General features: G+C 59.0%; 23 protein-coding genes. 20 read left to right on the top strand and 3 right to left on the bottom strand.

Translation table 11 applies throughout. The annotated features are described in order from the left end of the window. Positions 1-127 precede the first annotated feature (127 nt). The 5 genes from K6T64_RS00340 (at position 128) to K6T64_RS00360 (ending at position 3649) form a co-directional block, all read left to right on the top strand. The gene (locus K6T64_RS00340) at positions 128-709 is read left to right on the top strand and encodes a YpiB family protein (protein ID WP_288008095.1); all 582 of its coding nucleotides are present in this window, start codon (positions 128-130) and stop codon (positions 707-709) included. A 173-nt stretch (positions 710-882) separates the two neighbouring features. Beyond that, positions 883-1359, top strand: a complete 477-nt coding sequence (locus K6T64_RS00345) for a hypothetical protein (RefSeq protein WP_133121258.1) — start codon at positions 883-885, stop codon at positions 1357-1359. Between the two features lie 247 nt (positions 1360-1606). Further along, the gene (locus K6T64_RS00350) at positions 1607-2152 is read left to right on the top strand and encodes a Rieske (2Fe-2S) protein (protein ID WP_100667664.1); all 546 of its coding nucleotides are present in this window, start codon (positions 1607-1609) and stop codon (positions 2150-2152) included. Between the two features lie 3 nt (positions 2153-2155). Then, positions 2156-2827 carry a menaquinol-cytochrome c reductase cytochrome b subunit gene (qcrB, locus tag K6T64_RS00355; protein WP_013075693.1) on the top strand — a complete coding sequence of 224 codons (672 nt, stop codon included), beginning with the start codon at positions 2156-2158 and terminating at the stop codon, positions 2825-2827. 42 nt (positions 2828-2869) lie between these two features. Beyond that, positions 2870-3649 (top strand): c-type cytochrome, encoded by a 780-nt coding sequence (locus K6T64_RS00360; protein WP_100667665.1) that lies wholly within the window; start codon positions 2870-2872, stop codon positions 3647-3649. Between the two features lie 82 nt (positions 3650-3731). Here the strand turns inward: K6T64_RS00360 and K6T64_RS00365 are convergent, their stop codons facing one another. Both K6T64_RS00365 and K6T64_RS00370 read right to left on the bottom strand, forming a co-directional pair. Beyond that, positions 3732-4559 carry a YitT family protein gene (locus K6T64_RS00365; RefSeq protein WP_232070064.1) on the bottom strand — a complete coding sequence of 276 codons (828 nt, stop codon included), beginning with the start codon at positions 4557-4559 and terminating at the stop codon, positions 3732-3734. Positions 4560-4644: 85 nt separating this feature from the next. Further along, positions 4645-5685 (bottom strand): YkvI family membrane protein, encoded by a 1041-nt coding sequence (locus K6T64_RS00370; protein WP_100667667.1) that lies wholly within the window; start codon positions 5683-5685, stop codon positions 4645-4647. A 148-nt stretch (positions 5686-5833) separates the two neighbouring features. Between K6T64_RS00370 and K6T64_RS00375 the strand changes: the two genes are divergently transcribed. Next, positions 5834-6598, top strand: a complete 765-nt coding sequence (locus tag K6T64_RS00375; protein WP_288008283.1) for an undecaprenyl-diphosphate phosphatase — start codon at positions 5834-5836, stop codon at positions 6596-6598. 47 nt (positions 6599-6645) lie between these two features. Here K6T64_RS00375 and ylbJ read toward each other — a convergent pair whose 3' ends face one another. Then, a complete protein-coding gene (gene ylbJ, locus K6T64_RS00380; RefSeq protein WP_100667669.1) occupies positions 6646-7902 on the bottom strand; it encodes a sporulation integral membrane protein YlbJ in 1257 nt (418 codons plus the stop codon). A gap of 155 nt (positions 7903-8057) precedes the next feature. Here ylbJ and K6T64_RS00385 point away from each other — a divergent pair, with 155 nt between their 5' ends. The 14 genes from K6T64_RS00385 (at position 8058) to K6T64_RS00450 (ending at position 21350) form a co-directional block, all read left to right on the top strand. Further along, complete coding sequence (locus K6T64_RS00385; protein ID WP_170086863.1) at positions 8058-8408, top strand: nucleotide pyrophosphohydrolase; 351 nt, start codon at positions 8058-8060, stop codon at positions 8406-8408. Continuing rightward, positions 8405-9208: a 4-hydroxy-tetrahydrodipicolinate reductase gene (gene dapB / locus K6T64_RS00390; protein ID WP_100667671.1), complete on the top strand. Its 804-nt coding sequence runs from the start codon at positions 8405-8407 to the stop codon at positions 9206-9208. The genes K6T64_RS00385 and dapB overlap by 4 nt, the downstream gene beginning before the upstream one ends. A 70-nt stretch (positions 9209-9278) precedes the next feature. Further along, on the top strand, positions 9279-10547 hold the full coding sequence (locus K6T64_RS00395; protein WP_288008104.1) for a CCA tRNA nucleotidyltransferase: 1269 nt from the start codon (positions 9279-9281) through the stop codon (positions 10545-10547). Next, the gene (locus K6T64_RS00400) at positions 10544-11530 is read left to right on the top strand and encodes a biotin--[acetyl-CoA-carboxylase] ligase (RefSeq protein WP_288008106.1); all 987 of its coding nucleotides are present in this window, start codon (positions 10544-10546) and stop codon (positions 11528-11530) included. Before K6T64_RS00395 ends, K6T64_RS00400 begins: the two co-directional genes overlap by 4 nt. Positions 11531-11777: 247 nt before the next feature. Next, a complete protein-coding gene (gene panB / locus K6T64_RS00405; protein ID WP_100667674.1) occupies positions 11778-12596 on the top strand; it encodes a 3-methyl-2-oxobutanoate hydroxymethyltransferase in 819 nt (272 codons plus the stop codon). Then, the gene (gene panC / locus K6T64_RS00410) at positions 12593-13474 is read left to right on the top strand and encodes a pantoate--beta-alanine ligase (RefSeq protein ID WP_170085552.1); all 882 of its coding nucleotides are present in this window, start codon (positions 12593-12595) and stop codon (positions 13472-13474) included. Before panB ends, panC begins: the two co-directional genes overlap by 4 nt. After that, on the top strand, positions 13449-13844 hold the full coding sequence (panD, locus tag K6T64_RS00415) for an aspartate 1-decarboxylase (RefSeq protein WP_170085553.1): 396 nt from the start codon (positions 13449-13451) through the stop codon (positions 13842-13844). Before panC ends, panD begins: the two co-directional genes overlap by 26 nt. A gap of 74 nt (positions 13845-13918) precedes the next feature. After that, positions 13919-15226 (top strand): tetratricopeptide repeat protein, encoded by a 1308-nt coding sequence (locus K6T64_RS00420; RefSeq protein ID WP_288008110.1) that lies wholly within the window; start codon positions 13919-13921, stop codon positions 15224-15226. Between the two features lie 139 nt (positions 15227-15365). Then, the gene (locus tag K6T64_RS00425) at positions 15366-15995 is read left to right on the top strand and encodes a redox-sensing transcriptional repressor Rex (protein ID WP_100667678.1); all 630 of its coding nucleotides are present in this window, start codon (positions 15366-15368) and stop codon (positions 15993-15995) included. A gap of 77 nt (positions 15996-16072) precedes the next feature. Beyond that, the gene (locus tag K6T64_RS00430; protein ID WP_288008112.1) at positions 16073-16969 is read left to right on the top strand and encodes an ATP-dependent DNA ligase; all 897 of its coding nucleotides are present in this window, start codon (positions 16073-16075) and stop codon (positions 16967-16969) included. Between the two features lie 45 nt (positions 16970-17014). Beyond that, complete coding sequence (ligD, locus tag K6T64_RS00435) at positions 17015-17893, top strand: non-homologous end-joining DNA ligase (protein WP_288008114.1); 879 nt, start codon at positions 17015-17017, stop codon at positions 17891-17893. A 72-nt stretch (positions 17894-17965) separates the two neighbouring features. Then, complete coding sequence (locus tag K6T64_RS00440) at positions 17966-18856, top strand: beta-1,2-mannobiose phosphorylase (RefSeq protein ID WP_170085557.1); 891 nt, start codon at positions 17966-17968, stop codon at positions 18854-18856. Positions 18857-18947: 91 nt separating this feature from the next. Then, entirely contained in the window at positions 18948-19979 is a 1032-nt protein-coding gene (mtnA, locus tag K6T64_RS00445) for an S-methyl-5-thioribose-1-phosphate isomerase (RefSeq protein ID WP_288008117.1), read from the top strand. Positions 19980-20051: 72 nt separating this feature from the next. Next, positions 20052-21350: an amidohydrolase gene (locus K6T64_RS00450; RefSeq protein ID WP_288008118.1), complete on the top strand. Its 1299-nt coding sequence runs from the start codon at positions 20052-20054 to the stop codon at positions 21348-21350. Positions 21351-21577: the final 227 nt, after the last annotated feature.

The raw sequence follows: 21577 nt of genomic DNA on the forward strand, positions 1-21577 counted from the left end.
ATCGACGGCCTTCGTCGAATATAATGGTTCATACAAGGCGCGAATATTTGATCTTTTTGAGACAGGACGGCACGGGGTGTTAGGGGCAAGGTCCTCTGGGGATTCCGTGGGATTGGAGGGGATCGGCATGGGGGAAGTCATCCGGGTCTCCGATAAAAAACAGTTTCTTCAATGGTTTCTGCAACGCTATGAACTGCGAAGTCCAGAGGCGGGGCGGCTTCTTCGGTATTTGTCTAACCAGGAACACATTTTGCAGCGGGTTCATTTTGCGGACGACCTGAGAAACCTGCCGAAAACGTTGCTCATTTCCGCCACCTGCGTGGACACGGCCCCTTTTCGGTTTTGTAAGAATGGAAGGGTGACCACCAGTGTCGCCGATGCGTTCCGGGACATTCGGCAGTTTCCCAATGAAGACATTTACATCAGCCTGTTTTTCCGCAATCGCTCCGCCTGCGCGGAATACGCAGCGGTGTTGGAACGACAGATCCGACCGACCCAACGGCAGAGTGTGTTTTTTCTGGAACTTCAGTCTTATTGGATTCTTGATGCTATCCATCGGGAGGTCTTGTATCGGCACTGGATGGAGGCGGCTGATCGGGCTTTGGAGCTGGGTGATCGGGAACTGTTTGAAAAGGCGGCTCGGGAGTTGCGCCGCCTCGGAGACCCGGACGCGGTCATCAGATCAGTGGGGACGGAGGAGAACATTTGAGCGATTCACTGGGTTGAAGCGGACGTGATGCAACCGAGTGAAGCCTAAAGATCCACGGGAACCGAGAAGGGATGACCCCGCTGCCGGGACAACGTTTGGGCTCGACTTTTGTCGAGCTCTTTTTTTCTGTACACTGCGAGGAAGGAGCAAGGTTACTCAAGGAGGCGGAAGGGATGCTTTTAGGCGACATCGAGGTGGCGCGTTGGGAAGAGATGAAAACTCTCGTCGATACCCTGGCTGTGGGCGGGGCTCCCCTATGTACCGATCCCCGTGGGCAGGTGGGGCTTTATGCCCGGGTGGCGTCGGAGATTGTCATCGCGTTGGAACAACGTCTGTCCGGTCGCGTGCTCCGGCTCCCGGTCATGTTGCTCGAAGACGGTGTCCACGGCGGCGAGTTTTTGCGGCGGGCCCGAATGTGGAAACAGCGGCTCGGCTGCACGGGCCCCTTGGTGGCGGTGGGGGTGGAGATTCCGGGGTTTGAGGGGGTGAACGCCGAGGACGAGGGGGATCTGGTTCTCCTTTCCTTGACTGGAGAGCAGGTCCTGGCCCAGACGGCTGCTCCGGGGGGCCTCGACCACGCCGTGGGAATGTGGCAGGGCCGCTTGGCAGAGGCGGTGGTGCATAGATGGGGGCAGTTTCTGACATCCTGAAAACAGCAGATGCGCGCCAGGCGGATTGGCACAAAGTGTTCATATTCTTGTGGCGGCCTCCTGTTTCCCGTATTGAAACACGCCGTTTACAATGATAAGGGACGAGGGAGGAGTCGGGTGGATCCGGAGGGTGCGTTGACACCCAGATTACGGCGGCGGTAACATGGGAAAGGGAGATTGCACCATTTCTGTGGGTGTGCCGGAAAGCCTGCGCGTGCGGATCGAATCCTGAGGAGGTTCGAGAAGCATGCGGGATGAAGCTGTGCACTCGCACCGGGGCCGAGAGTGGACCCGGCGCCAGTTCCTGACCTATGCCCTGGGGGGGACGGGTGCGTTCATCGGGGCCTCGATTCTCGCTCCGCTGGTGACGTTTTCCCTCGATCCCTTGCGCAGAAGCACCGGTTCCCGATTCGTGGAGGTCGGTAGCATCGGGGAATTTAACCAGGATTTGCCGAAACAGATTCATTTTAAGGTAGCCCAGGCGGATGGCTGGATCCAGGGGGAGGCGACAATGACGGCCTGGGTGATCCTCAAAGGGCAAGAAGTTTTGGCCATGTCCCCGAGGTGCACCCACTTAGGGTGCCAAGTAAACGGGACGGTGGATGCCGCAGGCAATCCGGTCCCTTCCACCGACGGCCAGTGGTGGTTTCACTGCCCGTGTCACGGCGGCCGCTATACAAAATACGGGATCAACGATCCTACGACGCCGCCCCAGAGACCTCTCGACGTATATGAGGTTAAAGTGGACAATGGGAAGGTCTTGTTGGGACCTATCCATCAGAGGACGGTGTAATGCATGTTCGAAAAGCTGTATGACTGGATCGACGAGCGCCTAAACGTGACGCCGATTTGGCGGGACATCGCCGATTACGACGTACCGGCTCACGTCAATCCGGCGAACAAGATGTCAGCGTTCGTGTATTGCTTTGGCGGACTCACCTTTCTGATCATCGTAACCCAGATCCTGTCTGGAATGTTTCTGGCCATGTACTATGTGCCCGATATCGTCAACGCGTACAAGAGTGTCGATTACATAACCAACGACGTCCTCCTCGGCAATATTGTGCGCGGCATGCACTTCTGGGGCGCCAGCCTCGTGATTATCATGATGTTCCTGCACATGCTCCGGGTGTTCTTCACCGGATCCTACAAAGCGCCGCGGGAACTGAACTGGATCGTCGGCGTCCTGATTTTTCTCGTGGTGATGATGTTTGGGTTCACCGGTTATCTGCTTCCCTGGGACCAAAAGGCGTATTGGGCGACGGCGGTCGGTACCAACATCGCCTCTACTGTCCCGATTCTAGGGCCGTATATCCGGACGCTTTTGGTGGGGGGCGACACCCTCGGCGCGTTGACGTTGACGCGGTTCTTTGCGATTCACGTGTTTTTCCTCCCGGCGTTCTTGCTGATCCTGTTGGCGGCCCATTTTTACATGATCCGTAAACAGGGGATTTCCGGTCCGCTATAATGAGTGGCGCGGCGGGGGATTGCAAAGAAGGAGGTCTCAGATATGGCAGAGAATTATCGGGAACGCATCCCGGGAACCCCCAGATTTAAGCGCGACAAAGACATTCCCACGGGGACGGAGCCCTTTTTTCCGAACTTCCTCCTCAAGGAATGGATTGTCGGCGCCATGTTCATCGTTGCTTTCATCCTCTGGGTGGTGTTTAACCCGGTGGGGTTGGAGAAGGTGGCGAATCCCGAGGATACCTCGTATATCCCGGTTCCCGACTGGTATTTTCTATTTCTGTACCAACTATTAAAATATTTTCCCGGCAAATATGTGGTGATGGGTACGGTGGTGATCCCCGCCATTGCGACCATCGGCTTGTTGTTGCTACCTTGGCTGGACCGGAGAAAAACCCGCCGGCCGTTCCAGCGGCCCATCACCACAGCAACGATGGTGTTGACGGTATTTTTCATGATCTGGCTTACATACGTAGCTGAAGCGGAGCATCAAGCGGAGTTGGCGAAACAAGGACCCCAAGCCCAGACGCCGGGCAGCCAATCCGGCGGTACGGCGGGTCCCTTAGTCGATCCCAACGATCCCGGCGCCCAGATCTTCTCCCAGAGTTGCGCCAGCTGTCACGGAGCGAATCTCGAAGGAGCTGTAGGGCCGAAATTGCTGGGAATCGGCAATAAGATGAACGAGACCCAACTGGTGGATTACATCAATAACCCGAAACCGGTGGCGGGTTATCCACAGATCATGCCGCCAAAGGGTGGCTTGCAGTCGGACGATCAGGTCAAGCAGGTCGCAGCGTGGCTGGCGAAACAAAAGCAGAAGTAATGGCAGGTGCAGTCAGGAGGCTCGGTCGGCGCCGCCCAGGGCAAAAGGTATGAAGGTCCGGCGTCCGCCGGGCCTTTTTGTGTCAGCGGGTGAATCCTTCGCCGAGCACGTCGTGGACGTTGTTGACGACGACGAACGCTTCGGGGTCTACACTTTTCACAATCCGGTGCAATCGGATGACTTCATCTCGGTTGACCACCGTATAAATCATGGTTCGGTGGGTTCCAGTGAAGCCGCCGACTGAAGGGATCAGGGTGGTGCCGCGTTCGAGTTCCCGATGAATCCGCTTAGCGATCTCGTCACTGTGGTTTGAAATAATGGTGGCGGCCCGGGCGGCGGATACGCCTTCCAGGACGAAGTCCACGACCCTGGCGGAAACGAAAAGGGCGACGAGGGAGTACATCGCTGTTTGCCGACCAATGAGGGCGGCGATCATGGCGATGACCACCAGGTCGATGGAAAAAAGAACTTTCCCCATGCTGATTCCCCAAAAATGCTTGACAACCCGGGCAATAACATCGGCGCCCCCGGTGGTGGCACCGAAGCGAAAGACGATCCCCAGGCCGATCCCCGAGAGTACGCCTCCGTACAGGGCGGCGAGGAGCTTATCATCCACCGGGGTTTGAAGTCCTTTGGTGAGTTCTGAAAAAATCGAAACCGCGGCCACCCCCCAAAGGGTTTTGAGGACGAATTCCCGGCCGAACAACCTTCCCCCCAGCCACAGCAGTGGGCCGTTGAGGAGAAAAAACGTCACCCCCACCGGGATGTGAAAGAGGTACCAGCCGATCACGGCCAAACCGACGAACCCGCCTTCGGAAAGGTGGTTGGCGATGAGAAAGTTATTGAGTCCGATGGAGAAGATCAGTGCCCCCGCGGCGATGCCGGCAAACTTGAACGTCATTGCTTGCATACTCGTCTCACCCGGGATCAGCGTATCACAGCGGGAGGGGGCCTCACAAGGGCGCCGGTTTCCGGGCGTCAGGGGGTGTGATCCCTCAGGAATTGGGCAATCGCCTCGGCCAGAGGAGGAGGAACAGGAGCAGGAGACTGACATAGCCAAAGAAGGGGTACAAGGCGTGCACGAGATTCGAAAATCCAACGCGGCTGACGAAAAAGGCTGCCACCAGCAAAAGCACAGCGATGGTTCCGGGGTGGATCCGCCGTCCCAAATCTTGTACCAGGTGGATCAGTCCAAACACGTTGGCGATGAGGGTGGAGTAGATCTCACCCCAGAGGACCGCGATGAAAAATGCGTGGACCCCGGGGTGCAGCTCACTGGCCAATCGCCCCATGGGCAACTCCAGATCCGCGATGCCCGGCCAGTATCGTGACAAGGCGGCGTTGGCGCACAGGAGCATAAACCCCATCCCCACCGCGCCGATCCACGCGCCGGCCCGAAGGACCCGGGGATCCCGGATTTGTCGCCCTAAAGGAATAAAGACTGAGGCGGACAGGCCGATGTTAAAAGCGGCGTAAGATACGGCGGAGGTCGCTGAAGACCAGGGCGACAGCGGGATCAGGTCAAAAGCAATGGAGCGGGGGCCGAAGTGATGGAAGGAGATCCATGCGCTGGTGAGCATCATCAGGGGAACGATGATATCGTTCGCTTTCATGATGCCGCCGAGACCAAATAACACCGTCAAGTAGCACAGAACCGCGGTGACGATGACGCCCAGGGAAAAAGGCAGCCGAAGGCGCTCCTCAAAAAGGGCGCCGGCCCCGGCCAGCATTGCCACTGTTACGCCGAACAACATGAGCCCCATGGTCGCATCCACCACCGGGGCGATTCGGGGGCCGAGGAGATGAAGGGTCAAGCTTCGGGAGGAACGGCCGTCCAGGGCGGCCCCAAGGAGTAGAATCCGGCTGCCCACGACGCCGAACAGGACCATTGCCAATGCGATGGCTGCGTAAGACGCCTTCCCAAAACGAGTAAAAAATGCAAGGATTTCTTGTCCCGAAGCAAATCCGGCACCTACGATGGTGCCCATAAAGGTAAACCCCACACTCAGGGCCATTCGCCATTGTGTTCTGTTCATGGGACAGCTCCTTCGATGGTAAGTCCGCACGTCCGTCTGGACAACGCCCTACTTCACTTTATGGGCCGAGCTCGGTTGGCATGACCGGGCATAAGCGGGTTGCCTGTCCCAATATGTTTGTAGAGAGGGAGGGATGAGAGTGACTGGCATGGAGGCCGTGATTCTCGGGGCGATTCAGGGTTTGACCGAATTTCTGCCGATCAGCAGTTCCGGACATCTGGTGCTGGCTCATCGGGTCCTCGGTGTGGAGGAGGACAACCTGACCTTCGACATCTGGCTTCACGTGGGAACTCTGCTCGCGGTGCTGATCGCGTACCGGAAGGATTTACAAAGCTTATTGGCACATCCGACGTCCCTGGTGTGGAAATGGTTGATCATTGGAACGATTCCCACCGGAGTATTGGGGTACCTGCTCCACGATCCCGTGGAAAGCCTCTTTCAAAGCGGGTCTTCCCTGCCCTGGGAATTTGCTATCACGGGCATTGTGTTGTACTTGGCGGAATCTTTGCCCCGGGGCAACAAGCGGATCGAAAACCTGCGAACTTCGGACGCCCTGTGGGTGGGGGTGTGCCAGGGGCTTGCCGTCATGCCGGCCTTGTCCAGATCCGGGCTGACCTTGGCCGGAGCCCTTTGGCGGGGAATGGATCGGACTGAGGCGGCAAAATACTCCTTTTTGTTATCTGTTCCCGCCATTGCCGGGGCGGCTCTCCAGCAGTGGGTGAGCAGTTCGGCGGGGGGGCACGCGCCCGGCTTGCCGGAGGTGCTGGGGGCAGGAACAGCCGCCATCGCGGGATACCTGGCGATTTTCTGGATGCTTAAAATTCTCGCCACCCGATCGCTTAAACCCTTTGCCTGGTATGTGTGGATTCTCGGGGCGGTGGTCCTCGCTCTGCAGTGGAACGGCCGCTTGTGACAAAAAAAGCTGCGGGTTGGCACGGCCATCCCCGCGGCTTTTTATTTTTATTTGATACGCGCAGTCCAGAGAACGACCCGAATCCGCCGAAGCAAATCGATCAACAAGGAGAGGGCGATGGCGGCCGCAATCAGGAGAACCCAGAGGGCGATAGATTCCAATGACAACTGGAGGGTGTCCCTGGCACTGCCGGAAGTGCGGAGGAAGGCGGGAAGTACGGGGTTCGATTCCGCGGCGGCGGTTCGGCCGACGCCCATCTGCCAGAACACCGCTGTGAACAAAGCGGCCAAACCGGCGTGGAGTCCCCGGGCGGCAAAATACGGCCCGATGCGGATATCCGTACCTGTGACTACGCTGGCGACCTGGGCGTGAACCGAAAAGCCGCTCCAGGCAATAATGGCGCTGGCCATCACCAGTTGGTCGATGAGCGGCGCTTTGGCAGCCGCCACCTGAGCCGTTCCGATATCGATTTCGAACAGTCCGCTCAACGCCGGGCCCACGAGACCCGGGTCGATACCGAGCAAGGCGAGAAGACCTCGAATGGGCAAAGCCAGAATTGCCGTCAGCTGAGCTAGTTTCATCACTTCCAAAAGAACGGAGAAGAAAATAATGAATCCGCAAATCATCAGCAGGGTGCGTATGGAGTCATTCACCGCGTCGCCGAGCAACTGTCCCAACGGTCGGCCGTCTTCTTTGCGGGCGCGCATCAGTTCCTGAAATGCCCGTCGAAACAATTTGCCCTTGGCGGGTTCGATTTGCCGCGGTCCGAGACGCTCCTCCCGCAATCCGTAGAATTTAAAGGATACGCCCACCAGAAAAGAGGCGACGTAATGAGCCAAGGCGATGAGGACGCCGACGGCGGGTTTGTGGAACATGCCGACGGCTACGGCGCCGAACATAAACAGGGGATCCGCCGTGTTGGTGAAGGCGAGGAGGCGCTCCCCTTCGACTCGGCTGCACATGCCGGTCTTCCGAAATTTTGCGGTAATGACCGCGTCCATCGGATAACCTGCGGCCAACCCCATGGAGAGGGCGAAGGCTCCCACCCCTGGAACGCTGAACAGCGGTCGCATGAGGGGTTCAAGAAGCACCCCTAGGGCGTGGACGACGCCAAGGCCCAACATGACTTCGGACAGGATGAAAAATGGGAGAAGGGAGGGGAAGACAACGTCCCAGAAAATTTTCATGCCATGTACACCGGCGTTGAATCCCTGTTCCGGGTACACGACAAGGGCCAGGGTTAAAGCGATCACCACGATGGCCAGGATGATCGTTAGGGTTCGATTGGGAGACCATTTACCCATACGCGCAACTCACTCCTTCGACCGGCGTCCTCAACCATCATTCATATGAGGCCGTTGTCCGAATATGAGCCGGGCCCTGGGCAAAGGGAGAGAGCCTGTGGTACCCTCGAGGGAGACAAGCTTATCGATGGAAGGAGCGAGGCGGCTTGGCCGGGATGACCCTGCGGGAGATGCAGGAGGATGTGGATCGGTACATATCGCAGTATCAAGAAGGGTATTTTCATCCGATGACTTTAGTGGTTCGGTTGGCGGAAGAGTTAGGGGAGTTGGCCCGGGAGGTCAATCACCGGTTTGGGCAAAAGCCCAAAAAACCCGGGGAGGCCGATGGCAGTGTGGCTTTGGAGCTCGGGGATATCTTGTTTGTCGTGACCTGTTTGGCGAATTCGCTTCAGATCGATCTGGAGGAAGTCCACAGAGCGGTGATGGAAAAATTTCGGACCCGGGACAAAGATCGGTGGACCCCTGTGGATCGGGGGACGGCGGAATCGGAGGGGATGGCGCAATGACCGAAGGAGAGATTCGGGTGGTGGTATCCGGGGCTACGGGAAAAATGGGGCGGGAAGTGATCCGCACGATGGTGGCTGAGACCGGCTTGCGTTTGGTGGGAGCGGTGGCCTCCCGGGCCCGGGAGGACGCCGGGGTGGCGGCGGGTATGGAACCCCTGGGGATCCCGGTGTCGGCGAATCTACGCGAGACGCTCGTGAGCGCGGAACCGGACGTGCTGGTGGATTTTACAACTCCCGATGCGGTGGAGCGTCACGTTCAGGAGGCTTTGGAACTCGGGGTTCGTCCCGTGGTGGGGACGAGTGGCGTCACCCGGGAGCAGGTGCAGCGCTGGGATGGGTTGTGCCGAGAGAGGGGCGTGGGGGGCATTGTCGCGCCGAACTTTGCCGTGGGCGCGGTGTTGATGATGCGGTTTGTCCGGGAGGCGGCCCGGTATCTTCACCACGTAGAGATTATAGAAATGCACCACGACGGGAAGTTAGATGCCCCGTCGGGCACGGCGGTGAAGACGGCGGAGGAGCTGGTGGAAGCCGGGCTCGATTTGTCGTCCGGCAGGCCGGATGAGCGGGAGCTTTTCCCCGGTGCCCGGGGGGCGGCCATCGGGGGGGTGAGGGTCCATTCGGTGCGTTTACCGGGGCTCGTGGCGCACCAGGAGGTGATCCTCGGAGGGCCGGGGCAGATCTTGACGGTGCGGCACGATTCCTTGGATCGGGTCTCCTTTATGCCCGGGGTGGTACTGGCGGTGCGGGGTGTGATGGGTTATGTAGGAATGATGTATGGGCTGGAACAATTGCTCGGCTGAAGAAAAGCTGGGAGGCGGCCAGGGATCTGGGGAAAGCCTCGGCGAGGCCGGGATCCGGGGAGGAAAGGACATGCAGTCCGTGGCGGGGATCCGGGTATGGCGGGCGGCGGAGGAGGTGATCGCCGCCTTGACCGACGCTGGATGGGAAGCGGTTTACGTCGGGGGCGGAGTGCGGGATCTTTTGCTCGGACGGGGGGCCAAGGATGTGGACATCGCCACAGCCGCTCCGCCCGAGGCTGTCATGAAGGTTTTCCCGGAAGCGGTTCCGACGGGTTTGGCTTTTGGGACAGTGACCATTCCCCGACAGGGCATTGGCGTAGAAGTGACGACCTACCGCCGGGAAGGCGGGTATCGGGATCGGCGACGGCCGTCCCAGGTGGAGTATACACCAAAACTTGAAGAGGATTTGGGTCGCCGGGATTTCACGATTAACGCCATGGCGATGAGTCGGGGGTTTCGCCTGATCGATCCCTTTGGCGGCCTCGAAGATCTATTGGCCGGACAGATCCGTGCGGTGGGAGATCCTGCCCAGCGTTTTGCCGAAGACGCCCTTCGCATGGTCCGGGCCCTGCGGTTGGCGGCAGAGTTGTCTTTCGATCTCGATCCTTCGGTGGTTTTGGCCCTGAACAAACAGGTGAAGGACGTTCGCTATGTCGCGGTGGAACGGGTGCTGGGGGAGTGGCGGCGCCTGGTGGTGGGTGACGTGGACAAGGTGGCCAGGGAGTTGGCGGCGTGCGGCTTTCTGGAGTGGTGGACGGGAATGCCGGTGGGTCGGGATCGGGGTCTCCAGGTCGCGGCGGCGTGGGGTCGGGCGTGCCGCCGACTCCCCCGGGATTCGGCCCTTCGGACGGGGGTGCTGCTGTGGATGTTGGGCTGCACCCGGCAACATGCGGCCGCGATGACAAAGGCTTGGAGAGCGAGCCGCCTGTTTCAACGGGATGTGATCACGTGGTGGGAAGCGTGCCATTTTGATCCCCTTCGGGCGGAGCCCGGGGATTGGGCCCGGTGGCTGTACCACCTCGGGCGGGAGCGAGCGGAGATGGGATTGCGGGTGGTGCAGGCGGTTCGGGGATACGGGGAAGAAGAAGAGATGGCGAGCCGGGAGGCGTTTCGCCGGGCTGTAGAGGCGCAGCCCCTTTGGGACCGCCGGGATTTCGCAACGGAATTCGAGACATTGTGCCGAGCGGCTCACATCCCCCCTGGTCCGCTGTGGGGGGAGGCCGAGCGGGCTTTGCGAGAAGCTCTGTTGAACGGTCAGGTGGCGAATGACCCCCGGGCCCTCGGGGAGTACCTCGCACATTGGGTCCGGGGGCGCCGGAAGATGGAGGGTGGGCAGTGACGGAGATTCGCGGGGAGATTTTGCAGGCATTACGCCAGGCCGGGGACCGCTTTGTTTCCGGCGAAGAGCTTGGCCAGCGATTCGGCATCTCTCGCACCGCAGTCTGGAAACACATTCAGGCGCTACAGGGAGTCGGATACCCGATCGAGGCGGTTCGCAACCGGGGCTACAGATTGCGGGAAGAAGGAGAGGAGCTCCGGCCGGAGGCGATTCAGGCGGGGTTGGCGACGAACGTTTTCGGGCGGCACATGACGGTCTTGGAAACGGTGGATTCCACCAACCGCTACGCTTTCGCCGAGGCGGAGGGCGGGGCCCCGGAAGGCTATACGGTGCTGGCCGAGCGGCAAACGGCCGGGAGGGGCCGACGAGGACGTCCATGGTTTTCTCCCCCAGGCCATGGCATCTGGATGTCCGTCGTTCTGAGGCCGACTTTTCCAGTTTTTCGAGCCCCTCAGTTGACCTTGATGGCAGCGGTGTCCGTCGCCGAAGTGATTCGGGAAAGGGCGGGGGTATCCGTGGGAATCAAATGGCCCAATGATCTTCTTTTGCCGGACGGGAGGAAGGTGTGCGGAATCCTGAGCGAAATGAGCGCCGAAGCCGAGGAGATCCGGTTTATCGTACTCGGCATTGGAGTAAACGTCTTCGGCCGGGTGGAAGATTTTCCACCAGAACTGCGAGGGGTAGCCGGGTCCCTCGCAGAGCCTGGCAGCCCGATCTCCCGGACGGCGCTCATCCAAGGACTTCTGGGGCGGCTGGAGACGGATTATCGGATTTACCAAAATGAAGGTTTTCGTGCTTTTCGCGAAAGATGGGAGAGGCTGAACGTTTCCCTCGGCCGGAGAATCGCCGTGCAGACACAGTCCGGGCAAAAAATTGGCTGGGCCCGGCGCATTGACGATGACGGGGCGTTGTGGGTGGAGACCGATGAAGGGAACCTGGAGAAGATCATCAGCGCAGAAGTGATTTTTGATCCCGGATCGTAGGAGCATATAGATTTCCTCGTTGTAAACCGGTATACTGGGTGTGGAAAGGCGGCACCCCAAAGGGCTGTACTTTCCCGGTGCAATGGCGTGTTCTGAATAATCTGCTCTGAGCCGTGAGACGGACCGAGACAGATGAAAGTGTCAAAGGCATTCCCGATCCACGACCTTTCGCGCCCTCGGCCGAAAGGTTTTTTTATGGAGGTGTTCCGGGGGATCCGTCGGCGGCCGGAGGTGAGGAGGAACAGGTATGGAAGGTTTGGCCATGGCATTTCGCAAACGCAAAGGCGGTGTTCCCCTGGTGATGGTGACAGCTTATGACTACCCGACAGCCCGGGTGGCGGAGGAGGCCGGTGTCGATGCCGTCCTGGTGGGCGATTCTCTCGGCATGACAGTGCTGGGGTATACGTCCACCATTCCGGTGACAATGGACGATATGGTTCACCACGCCCGGGCGGTGAGGCGGGGGCTGCAAAATACGCTTTTGGTGGTGGACATGCCTTTTTTGGCCCACCGGCTGAGCCTGGAAGAGACGCTGCGCAATGCCGGGCGCCTGCTGCAGGAAGGTGGGGCAGACGCGGTGAAGCTCGAGGGCGGACGTGAAGTGACGGACCGGGTGGCCGCCCTGACCGAGGCGGGCATTCCCGTCATGGGCCATATTGGACTGACTCCCCAATCGGTGCAGCAGCTAGGTGGGTATAAAGTGCAGGGCAGGGAGCCGGCGGCCGCGGAAAAGCTGCTCGAGGATGGCCGGCGTCTGGAGGAGGCGGGATGCTTTTCGTTAGTGGTGGAAGGCGTCCCCGAGGGACTCGGGGCTAAAATTAGCCGGGCCCTCTCCATACCGGTGATCGGGATCGGAGCGGGGGCGTACTGCGACGGACAGGTATTGGTGATTCATGATCTGTTGGGGTGGTCCTACGGGCCGAAACCGAAGTTTGTGAAGCGCTACGCTCATTTTGCCGAAGCGGCAGTGGGGGCTGTGCGTCAGTATGCGACAGAAGTTCGGGAAAGGCAGTTTCCGGATCCCGCCCACGTCTACGATCCCGAAAGCGGGGCGACGGTCAGGTGAAGGTGGCGGAGTCTGTTTCAGAAGTGAGGACCTGGGTGAATCAGCGGCGGGGCGAAGGGAGAACCATTGGGCTGGTGCCCACCATGGGATTTCTGCACGATGGCCACTTGTCCCTGGTGAAACGGGCGAAGGCGGCCGGCCACGCGGTGGTGATGAGCATATTTGTCAACCCGCTGCAGTTCGGACCCGGGGAAGATTATGATCGCTACCCAAGGGACATGGCCCGGGACCGGGCGCTGGCTGAGGGGACCGGGGTGGATCTTTTATTCACACCTTCCGTGGAGGAAATGTACCCCCGCGCTTTGCAGGTGACCCTTCGGGTGGGGGATTTGGCCAACCGATTGTGCGGACTGTCGCGCCCTGGGCACTTTGACGGCGTGGCGACCGTAGTTGCGAAATTGTTTCACATTGTTGAGCCGGACGAAGCCTTTTTCGGGGAAAAGGATTATCAGCAACTGAGGATCATCCAGACCATGGTGGAGGATTTGAATCTGCCGGTCAAGGTCATCGGTTGTCCCACGGTCCGGGAAGCCGACGGCTTGGCCATGAGTTCGCGCAACCGGTATTTGAGCCCGGAGGAGCGTCGGAGGGCGGCCGTTTTATCCAGGGCTTTGTTCGATGCCGCCCGTCGTTGCCGGGAAGGGACGACCCGGGCTGCTGAACTGGTGCAATCCGTGACGCAGCAATTGTCGTCGGCTGGGCTGGAAGTGGAGTACGTCTCCGCGGTGCGCGAGGAAGATCTCGGGCAGGTGGATCAGATCGATGAACCATGTCGGCTCCTGGCGGCGGTCCGGGTAGGTGACACCCGCCTGATCGACAATGTGGCTTTGGAGGCCGGGAAGGGGATGAAGCATGTTGCGGCATATGTTGATCGGTAAACTTCACCGAGCCCGGGTGACCGAAGCGAATTTGAACTATGTGGGGAGCATCACCATCGATGAGGATTTAATGGACGCGGCGGGAATCCTTCCGGGAGAGAGGGTCCAAGTGGTCAACAACCACAACGGAGCCCGTTTGGAGACTTATGTCATTCCAGGTCCCCGAGGCCAGGGAGATATCTGCCTGAACGGTGCCGCCGCTAGGTGGGCCCAACCCGGGGATGTGGTGATTATCATGGCGTACGGATGGATGGACGAACAAGAGGCAGTTCGGCACCGGCCGAAGGTTGTCGTTTTGGACGAGGAGAACCGGGTGTTGGGGCGGATCGCCGAAGAGGCGGGCGGGGAAATACCGGTGAAGTTTGGATAAGGACTCGGATAAATTCCTCCCCCCGGGCGACACTAAGGTTTACGGAACCATGGTCACCCGGGGGAGGGTTTGTGATGTCCGAGTCTTTTTCGGAACTCTTTGATGAATTAGGGCGCATCGAACAACGTTTGTCCGATGAGGGGCCGGGTCCAGAGTTGGTCGAGGAACTCGGGGCTCTCCGGGCCCAGGCGGACGAGTGGATGGAAAACTGGCTCGTTTTGGAAGATCGGATTGCCGAGCTCTGCGAACGGTTTGGTCTCGATCTGGATCTCGATGCGAGCCCGATCAACCACGAGAACGCCCCTTCGAATGTGGCACCGGAGACAGGACCCATTTCACCCGCACCGTACCCCCCTAAGCCGGAGGGGAGCGACGGGATTTCCATGGTTTGGCACATCCCACCTCACTTGGACAGCGAGGCTCTCGTGCGCACTTTCCGCAAAGGAATCGGGTTTTTTGATCTATGGATGTACCAGGAGGCTGCGGAAGAACTGGAGAAAGTGCTCAAGCAGACCGGGGATTTTCCCGTGGCGCGACTGTACCTCGCCCTCGCCTACATCGCTCGGGGGAGGGGTCGCGAAGCAGAGCCTCACTTGCAAATCCTGCTCTCCACAGAACAAAGTCCCTGGATCCTAACGAGCGTCCGTCACGCCCGAGCTCATGTGTATGCCGAGCAAGGGCGGTGGCGGGAAGCGGCCGAGGATCTGGTTCTGGCGGTGGAAGGAGGCCGGGGAGTCCCGATCCTTCATTACAATCTGGCTGTGGCCTTGATTCGCGTGGGCGATTGGGAGAGGGCCATTGAGGAACTGATCAATGTGTTGGAAGTGGATTCCCGAGACGAAGAGGCGTGGTTGGTGGGAATCGCCGTTCTAAAACGGTTGGGGAGATTCCGCTTAGCGATCTCCTGGGCTCTTCACGGATATCGGTTGTTGCCGGATTCCTGGAGAATTGGAAAAGAGTTGGCGATCCTGTTGGACTACTTTGGTCGCTTGGAAGAAGCTGCCCGCATATGGAAGCGTTTGTTGCGGCTTCAACCCCGGGATCCGGATTTGTGGAGCGGTTGGGGGTGGACCCGCTGGCGCCAAGGGGACCGACTCAGCGCCCGGGGGGCTTGGAAAAAAGCTGCCTCCCTGGACGGAAAAGCGGGTCAGGTTTTGCTGTACTTGGGCTGGGCTGCCCTGGAAGTCGGGGACCGGATCGGAGCCTGGCGATACCTGGAACGAGCGGAACAAGATGAGACGGTGAAAAATGCGGCCCATGCTGCGATGGGGTGGATCGCAAAGGCCAAAGGCCAGGGGGCGGGTTCTCTGAGTTGTCGGAACGAGCCGGCGGAAGTCGGCCCACAGGAGCTGGACAGTAAACCCAGTGGACACGGGTATTAACAGAATATATATTATGTAAACCAAACCGATTCGAACGGCGGTGGGGCTTTACCCCCACCGGTTCAATCTGCTCATTCCAGATCTCGGAGCTTGTGATACAATAAAGCACAAAACTGCTCAATATATCGGAGGGAAAGACGTGTTGCAAGGGAAGACTCCGGTTGTATCCCAAGCAGTCGTCAGGAGATTGCCAATTTATTTGCGTTATTTGCAACAATTGCAGGCTCGTGAAGTGGATACGGTGTCTTCCCAGGAAATGGGCCGGGACCTCGATATCAATCCCGCTCAGATCCGCAAAGATCTCGCATATTTCGGCGAGTTTGGACGGAAGGGCATCGGTTATCACGTTCCTTATTTGATTGAAAAGATTCGCCAGATCCTAAAATTGGATCGCAACCTCCCGGTGGCTTTGGTGGGCGCCGGACATCTTGGAATTGCTTTGAGTAATTATAGCCGACTCCGGCGGAGTGAGCTTGCTATTGCTGCGATTTTTGACAAAGACCCCCGCAAGATCGGCCTGGCGGTGGCGGGGTTGACCGTTCAGGGGATGGACGATTTTGAAACCCGGGTTCGAGAGCAAGGGATTCGGATCGGGATCGTGGCGGTTCCTGCGCCGGAAGCCCAGGCTGTGGCAAACCGCATGGTGGAGGCCGGTATTGTGGGCATTCTGAATTTTGCACCCGCAACATTGCGCACTCCTCCCACGGTACATGTGCGCTATTCAGACGTGACCAGTGAGCTTCAAGCTCTCGCATATTATGTTCGTTGAGCCATATGTTTCTGGGCATGGCTGGGTGCCTGTCGGCGAGACTAAAAGCAAGGAATCGCCGACGAGGTGAGGGGCGGGTGGCCTGGATCAAGCCGATGGAACCGGTTCGCCGGACGCGGGTGGAGGAGAAAGGATACTGGGCACAAGTGAAGTTCGATGGGGTTCGTCTCATGGCCGCCAGCCGAGAGGGCCGGGTCATCCTCTATAACCGCAAGGGGTGCGATCGAACCGCCCATTATCCGGAACTACAAAGCATGAAAGAGATTGCACAGGAGTTTTACCTCGATGGAGAATTGATCGCCCCGGACGGTTCGGGTCGGCCGGATTTTCCGACTTTGATCCGCCGGGACCTGGCGGATCCCCAGCGGGCGGCTGGTTTGGCGCCGGTGATTCCGATTCAGTACATCCCTTTTGATGTCCTGGGATGGGAAGGTCAATGGCTGTTGGACCGACCCATTGAAGAGAGGTTCGAATATTTAAGAAATATTCCCGCGTCACCATGGGTGGTTCCGGCTCAGGCGTGGCTGAACGGGGCGGAGCTTCTGTGGGCCGAGGTGAAGCAAAGGGAATTGGAAGGCATCGTCGTGAAACGAGAGGGCAGTCCGTATGTGCCCGGCCGGGCATCCCCTTTGTGGCAAAAGGTGAAACATCGGCGAACCCTGCGGGTTTGGGTAGGGGGAGTGGTGATCCGCGAGGGACAGGTGCGCAGTCTTTGTATCGGACGCAAAGACGAGCAAGGCCGGTTGTATTACATCGGCAACGTAGGCTCCGGGCTGGGGGCCTTGGACGCCGATGTGGTGATCCAAGGATCCCGGCATCTGTGGCGCAAAGATTCCCCTTTTGTGAACCAAAAGGATCTTCCAGGGGTTATTTTTTGGGAGCCGGAGCTTCAGGCGGACGTCGAGTATGCAGAATGGACCCCGGAAGGGCGGCTGCGTCAACCCTCCTTAAAAGGGTTTGTGTCAGGCCACTGACTCAAGGGGATCTGTACAGATGTTGAGAAGGTGTGGTGGACGGGCGTGAAAAAGGTTCTGCCTCAAAACCTGGGCAAGGTTCTGTGGCCCGGTGGGTTCACCAAAGGGGACCTTCTCGAATATTTGGCGACCGTGGCAACTGTTATGATCCCGCACCTCAAGGATCGGCCGGTCACGGTCATTCGCTACCCGGATGGAATTGAAGAAGAAGGTTTTTTTCAGAAACATCCTCCCCCCGGAACACCGGACTGGGTGACGCGGGTAACGATAGGGGAAGGGGAGGCCATCGTTATCGACCGCCTGGAAACGTTGCTATGGCTGGGGCAGCTCGGTGCGATCGAATACCACGTGACCTTTAGCCGGTTCCCCGCCGTAGACCGGCCGACTTATTTGGTGTTTGATTTGGACCCGAGTGTGGAAGGATTTGCCACCGTCTGCCGGGTGGCCTTGATGATCCGGGATGTTCTAACCCGGCTCGGGCTCCCATCATACCCCAAGACCTCCGGAGCCACGGGAATTCAAGTATACGTTCCCATCCACGGGTCCGTCACTTTTGAGCAAACGCGGCCACTGATGAGAACCATTGCCAAGTACTGCGAACACCGTGCCCCAGAGTTGATCACGACAGAACGTCGGGTGAGAGCACGGGGGAATCGAGTGTATATCGACTATCTTCAACACGCGCCGAACAAGACATTGATCGCTCCGTATTCCCCCCGGGCCGTACCGACTGCGGCAGTTTCCGCCCCTCTTCAGTGGGAAGAGGTAGAACGAGGGATGGCACCCGAAAACTGGACAATCGCGACCATGGCCAAACGGCTAAAAAAAATGGGAGATTTATTCGCCCCGGTTCTCGATCCTGGAGTGGATATTCGGCCGTTGCTCCAACATTTAGACGAGTTATCATCAAAAAGAAGTCCTTGACAAACCTCGTCACTCCTGCATACAAATGATAGGTGAAACAGAGATGGGAGTGGAAGCTGAGGGGCGATGGCGATGAAACTCGAACGCCTGACCAAAGAACCGGTGCTCAAACCGAATCCCCATCATGACTGGGAACGGTCGGCGGTATTTAACTGCGCGGTGGTGGTGGACCGAGGGCTGATTCATCTCATTTATCGCGCCACAGACCTGCCCTGTCATCAAAAATATGGGGATTACGTTTCTCGTCTCGGTTATGCGGTCAGCCGGGATGGACTGGCATTTTGGCGGTTCGACCGACCTCTTTTGGATCCTCAAGAGGGGCAAGAGCAGCGCGGGCTGGAAGATCCGAGGATCGTCAAGCTCGATGATCGATTTTACATGATGTACACCGGGTATGGCGGGCGTTTTCCAGGGGATTATCGCATCTGCCTCGCCACTTCCCGGAATCTCATTGATTGGGAGCGCCACGGGGTGGTACTGGATGAGCCCAATAAAGACGCTTCCTTGTTTCCCGAGCGCATCGGTGGCCGTTATGTGATGCTGCATCGGCGTTTTCCGGATATCTGGCTGGCCTTTTCGGACGACATGGTTCACTGGACGGATCATGTCTCGATCCTATCTCCGATTTCACATACCTGGGAATCGGCCCGATTGGGCGTCGCGGGCCCGCCCATCAAAACGGTTCATGGATGGCTCCTGGTGTACCATGCGGCGGATGACCAAAACGTCTATCGACTGGGGGCGGCGTTGTTGGATTTAAAAGATCCGACCCGGGTGATTGCCCGCCAGGACGGCCCCCTTCTTGAACCGGAGTTGGATTGGGAATGCAGGGGATGGATACCGAATGTGGTATTTAGCTGTGGCCACGCCGAGATGCCGGATGACTACTATTTCTATTACGGCGGAGCGGATACGGTGATCGGGGTTGCGAAATTGGCGAAGAAGGACGTCCGCTTTTCGTGAGGGACGTCCTTGACTTTTATAGGTGGCCTTGATTAAATGTGTTCGACAGGCGGATCTGATCGGCGATGCCCATAGATAGGTGGGACCGGGGTTGCGAGCATTGGGATGGAATGACGGAGAACTGTTGATTCTCGATCAAACCCGCTTGCCGCTCGAGGAACGCTGGGTGCACTGTCGCACCGTCGAAGAAGTGGCGGAAGCGATTGAAGCGATGCGGGTTCGAGGGGCGCCGGCAATCGGAGTGGCGGCAGCGTTCGGCGTGGTGCTGGGGGCACAAAAGGCCGTGGAACAAGGTCGCCGGATCTCGGCAGCGGTTCGCGAGGCGGTGGCGCGGCTCGCCGCCACCCGGCCGACGGCTGTCAATCTTTTTTGGGCCCTGAGCCGCATGGAGAAAGTGGCCGAGGTGGCCGGGGAAGGCCGAGAGGCCGTGGCTCGGCTTGAGCGCGAGGCCGAAGCGGTCATGCGTGAGGACGAGCGGGTGAATCGAAGGATTGGCCGCTGGGGGGCGGAGTTGATCCCCCAACGGGCCCGTATTCTGACGCATTGTAACACCGGAGCCTTGGCGACGGCCGCCTACGGAACAGCTTTGGGGGTAATTCGGGCCGCCCGAGAAGAGGGAAAAGAGGTCCAGGTTTGGGTGGACGAAACGAGACCCTTTTTTCAGGGTGCCCGGCTGACAGCTTATGAGTTAGTCCAAGAAGGAATTGAAGGGACGATCATTACGGACTCCACGGCGGCAGCCCTCATGGCAAAAGGCTGGGTGGATCTCGTAATTGTGGGGGCCGACAGGGTGGCGGCCAACGGTGACGTCGCGAATAAGATCGGGACTTACGGGTTGGCAATCGCTGCCCGGTATCATGGGATCCCCTTTTATGTCGCTGCCCCGACATCGACTTTCGACGGGTCACTAGCCGATGGACGGGCAATCCCCATCGAGGAGCGGAATCCGGACGAAGTCCTTCAGGTGGCTGGAGTCCGCATGGCTCCGCCAGGGGCGTCGGCTTTGCACTTGGCTTTCGATGTGACCCCGCATTCGTTAATAGACGCACTGATCACAGAAAAGGGAGTGCTTCGTCCACCCCTTCCTGATGCCGTTCAAGGCTTGTTGCGGGGCGGAACGTGATAGATATTTGAACAGCGATGGGCGTACAATGGTGGTGAACGGTACGCCGGGCATCGGTGACAAAGGGGTGGAATGGTGGTGCGCACCCGGATCATAGGCGGGGTGGTGATACCCGTCACGGAATCGGGATTGTGGTATGAGAATGGGCACGTGGTGGTGGAGGATGGGAGAATTGTAGCTGTCGGCCCTGGAGAGGGTCCTCCGGTGCCGGGGGAGGCAGTGGTAAACGCGGCGGGGAAGTACGTTTTGCCAGGCTTTGTGAATGCTCACGGTCACGCCGCCATGGCGTTGTTGCGGGGTTATGCGGATGACTTGCCCCTCATGGACTGGCTCCAGAAAAAGGTGTGGCCCATCGAGGATCGATTGACGGGGGAAGACATCTACTGGGGGACCATGTTGGCACTGTTGGAGATGATTGAGGGCGGAATTACCACTTTTGCGGACATGTATTTTCATATGGATCGAGTGGCGGAGGCCGTGGCCCAAGCCGGGGTTCGGGGGGTGTTATCCCGGGGAATTATCGGGACCGGTCCGGATGAAGGTCGGGGAGCCATCCGGGAAAGCCGGGAGTTTGCAAGCCGCTGGCACGGGGCTGAGGGAGGGCGGATCACCGTGACGCTGGGTCCCCATGCTCCCTACACGTGTCCTCCGGCGGTGTTGCGCCAGGTCGCCGAAGTGTCGGCGGAACTGGGTGTCGGGATCCAAATTCACCTTTCTGAGACCCGTTCGGAAGTGGAGCAGATCGCGGCCTCCCATGGAAAATCCCCGGTGGACGTATGTGCGGAAGCCGGTCTTTTCGAGCGGCCCACCGTGGTGGCCCATGCCGTGCATCTGACGGAGGCGGACATCGACCTTATGGCGCGCTTTGATGTCCGGGTGGCCCACAACCCGGGTTCGAATCTAAAATTGGGGAGCGGTGTGGCTCCTTTGCCGAAGTTGTTACAACGAGGCGTTGTGGTGGGACTGGGGACGGATGGGGCGGCGAGCAACAACAATCTCGATCTCCTGGAAGAAATCCGTTTGGCGGCGTTGATACATAAGGGGGTCGGGGAAGATCCGATTGCGGTGGACGCAGATACCGCTCTCGCTTTGGGGACGCGTGAAGGGGCTCGAGCGCTATTTCTGGAAGAGGGTGCGGGCACCTTGGCACCCGGCGCGCCGGCCGATCTGATCTTCATGGACGGGTCCGGCCCCCATCTGTTGCCGCTGTACAATCCCATCAGCCAGGTCGTCTACGCGGCCAAGTCCGGGGATGTCACAGATGTGATGTGCGACGGCCGTTGGCTGTTGCGCGACCGCCAGCATCAAACCTTGGACCGGGATAAAATCCTGTTTCATGTAGGTCGGATTGTTGAAGGGTTTACCCGCTGAAGGACGGGGGCCGGACCGCTTGTGGCGGCCCGGTTGAACCCGCGGGTCATACGCGATCGGAACGATGGGGGTGTGCGGTGCCCGGCACCGGGGGCCGGAGGCTGACCTCGAAGATCGAGGACCACCCGTGATAAATCGGGTGTAACGACAACGTGTCAAAGGCGTCCGGTGTTCCCTCTTGTGAGGATTCCCGGGTCGCCGGAGGGGCGCTGCTCGGCTCAGAGGAC

It is taken from the genome of Kyrpidia sp. (genome assembly GCF_023512215.1).
Lineage (GTDB): Bacteria > Bacillota > Bacilli > Kyrpidiales > Kyrpidiaceae > Kyrpidia > Kyrpidia spormannii.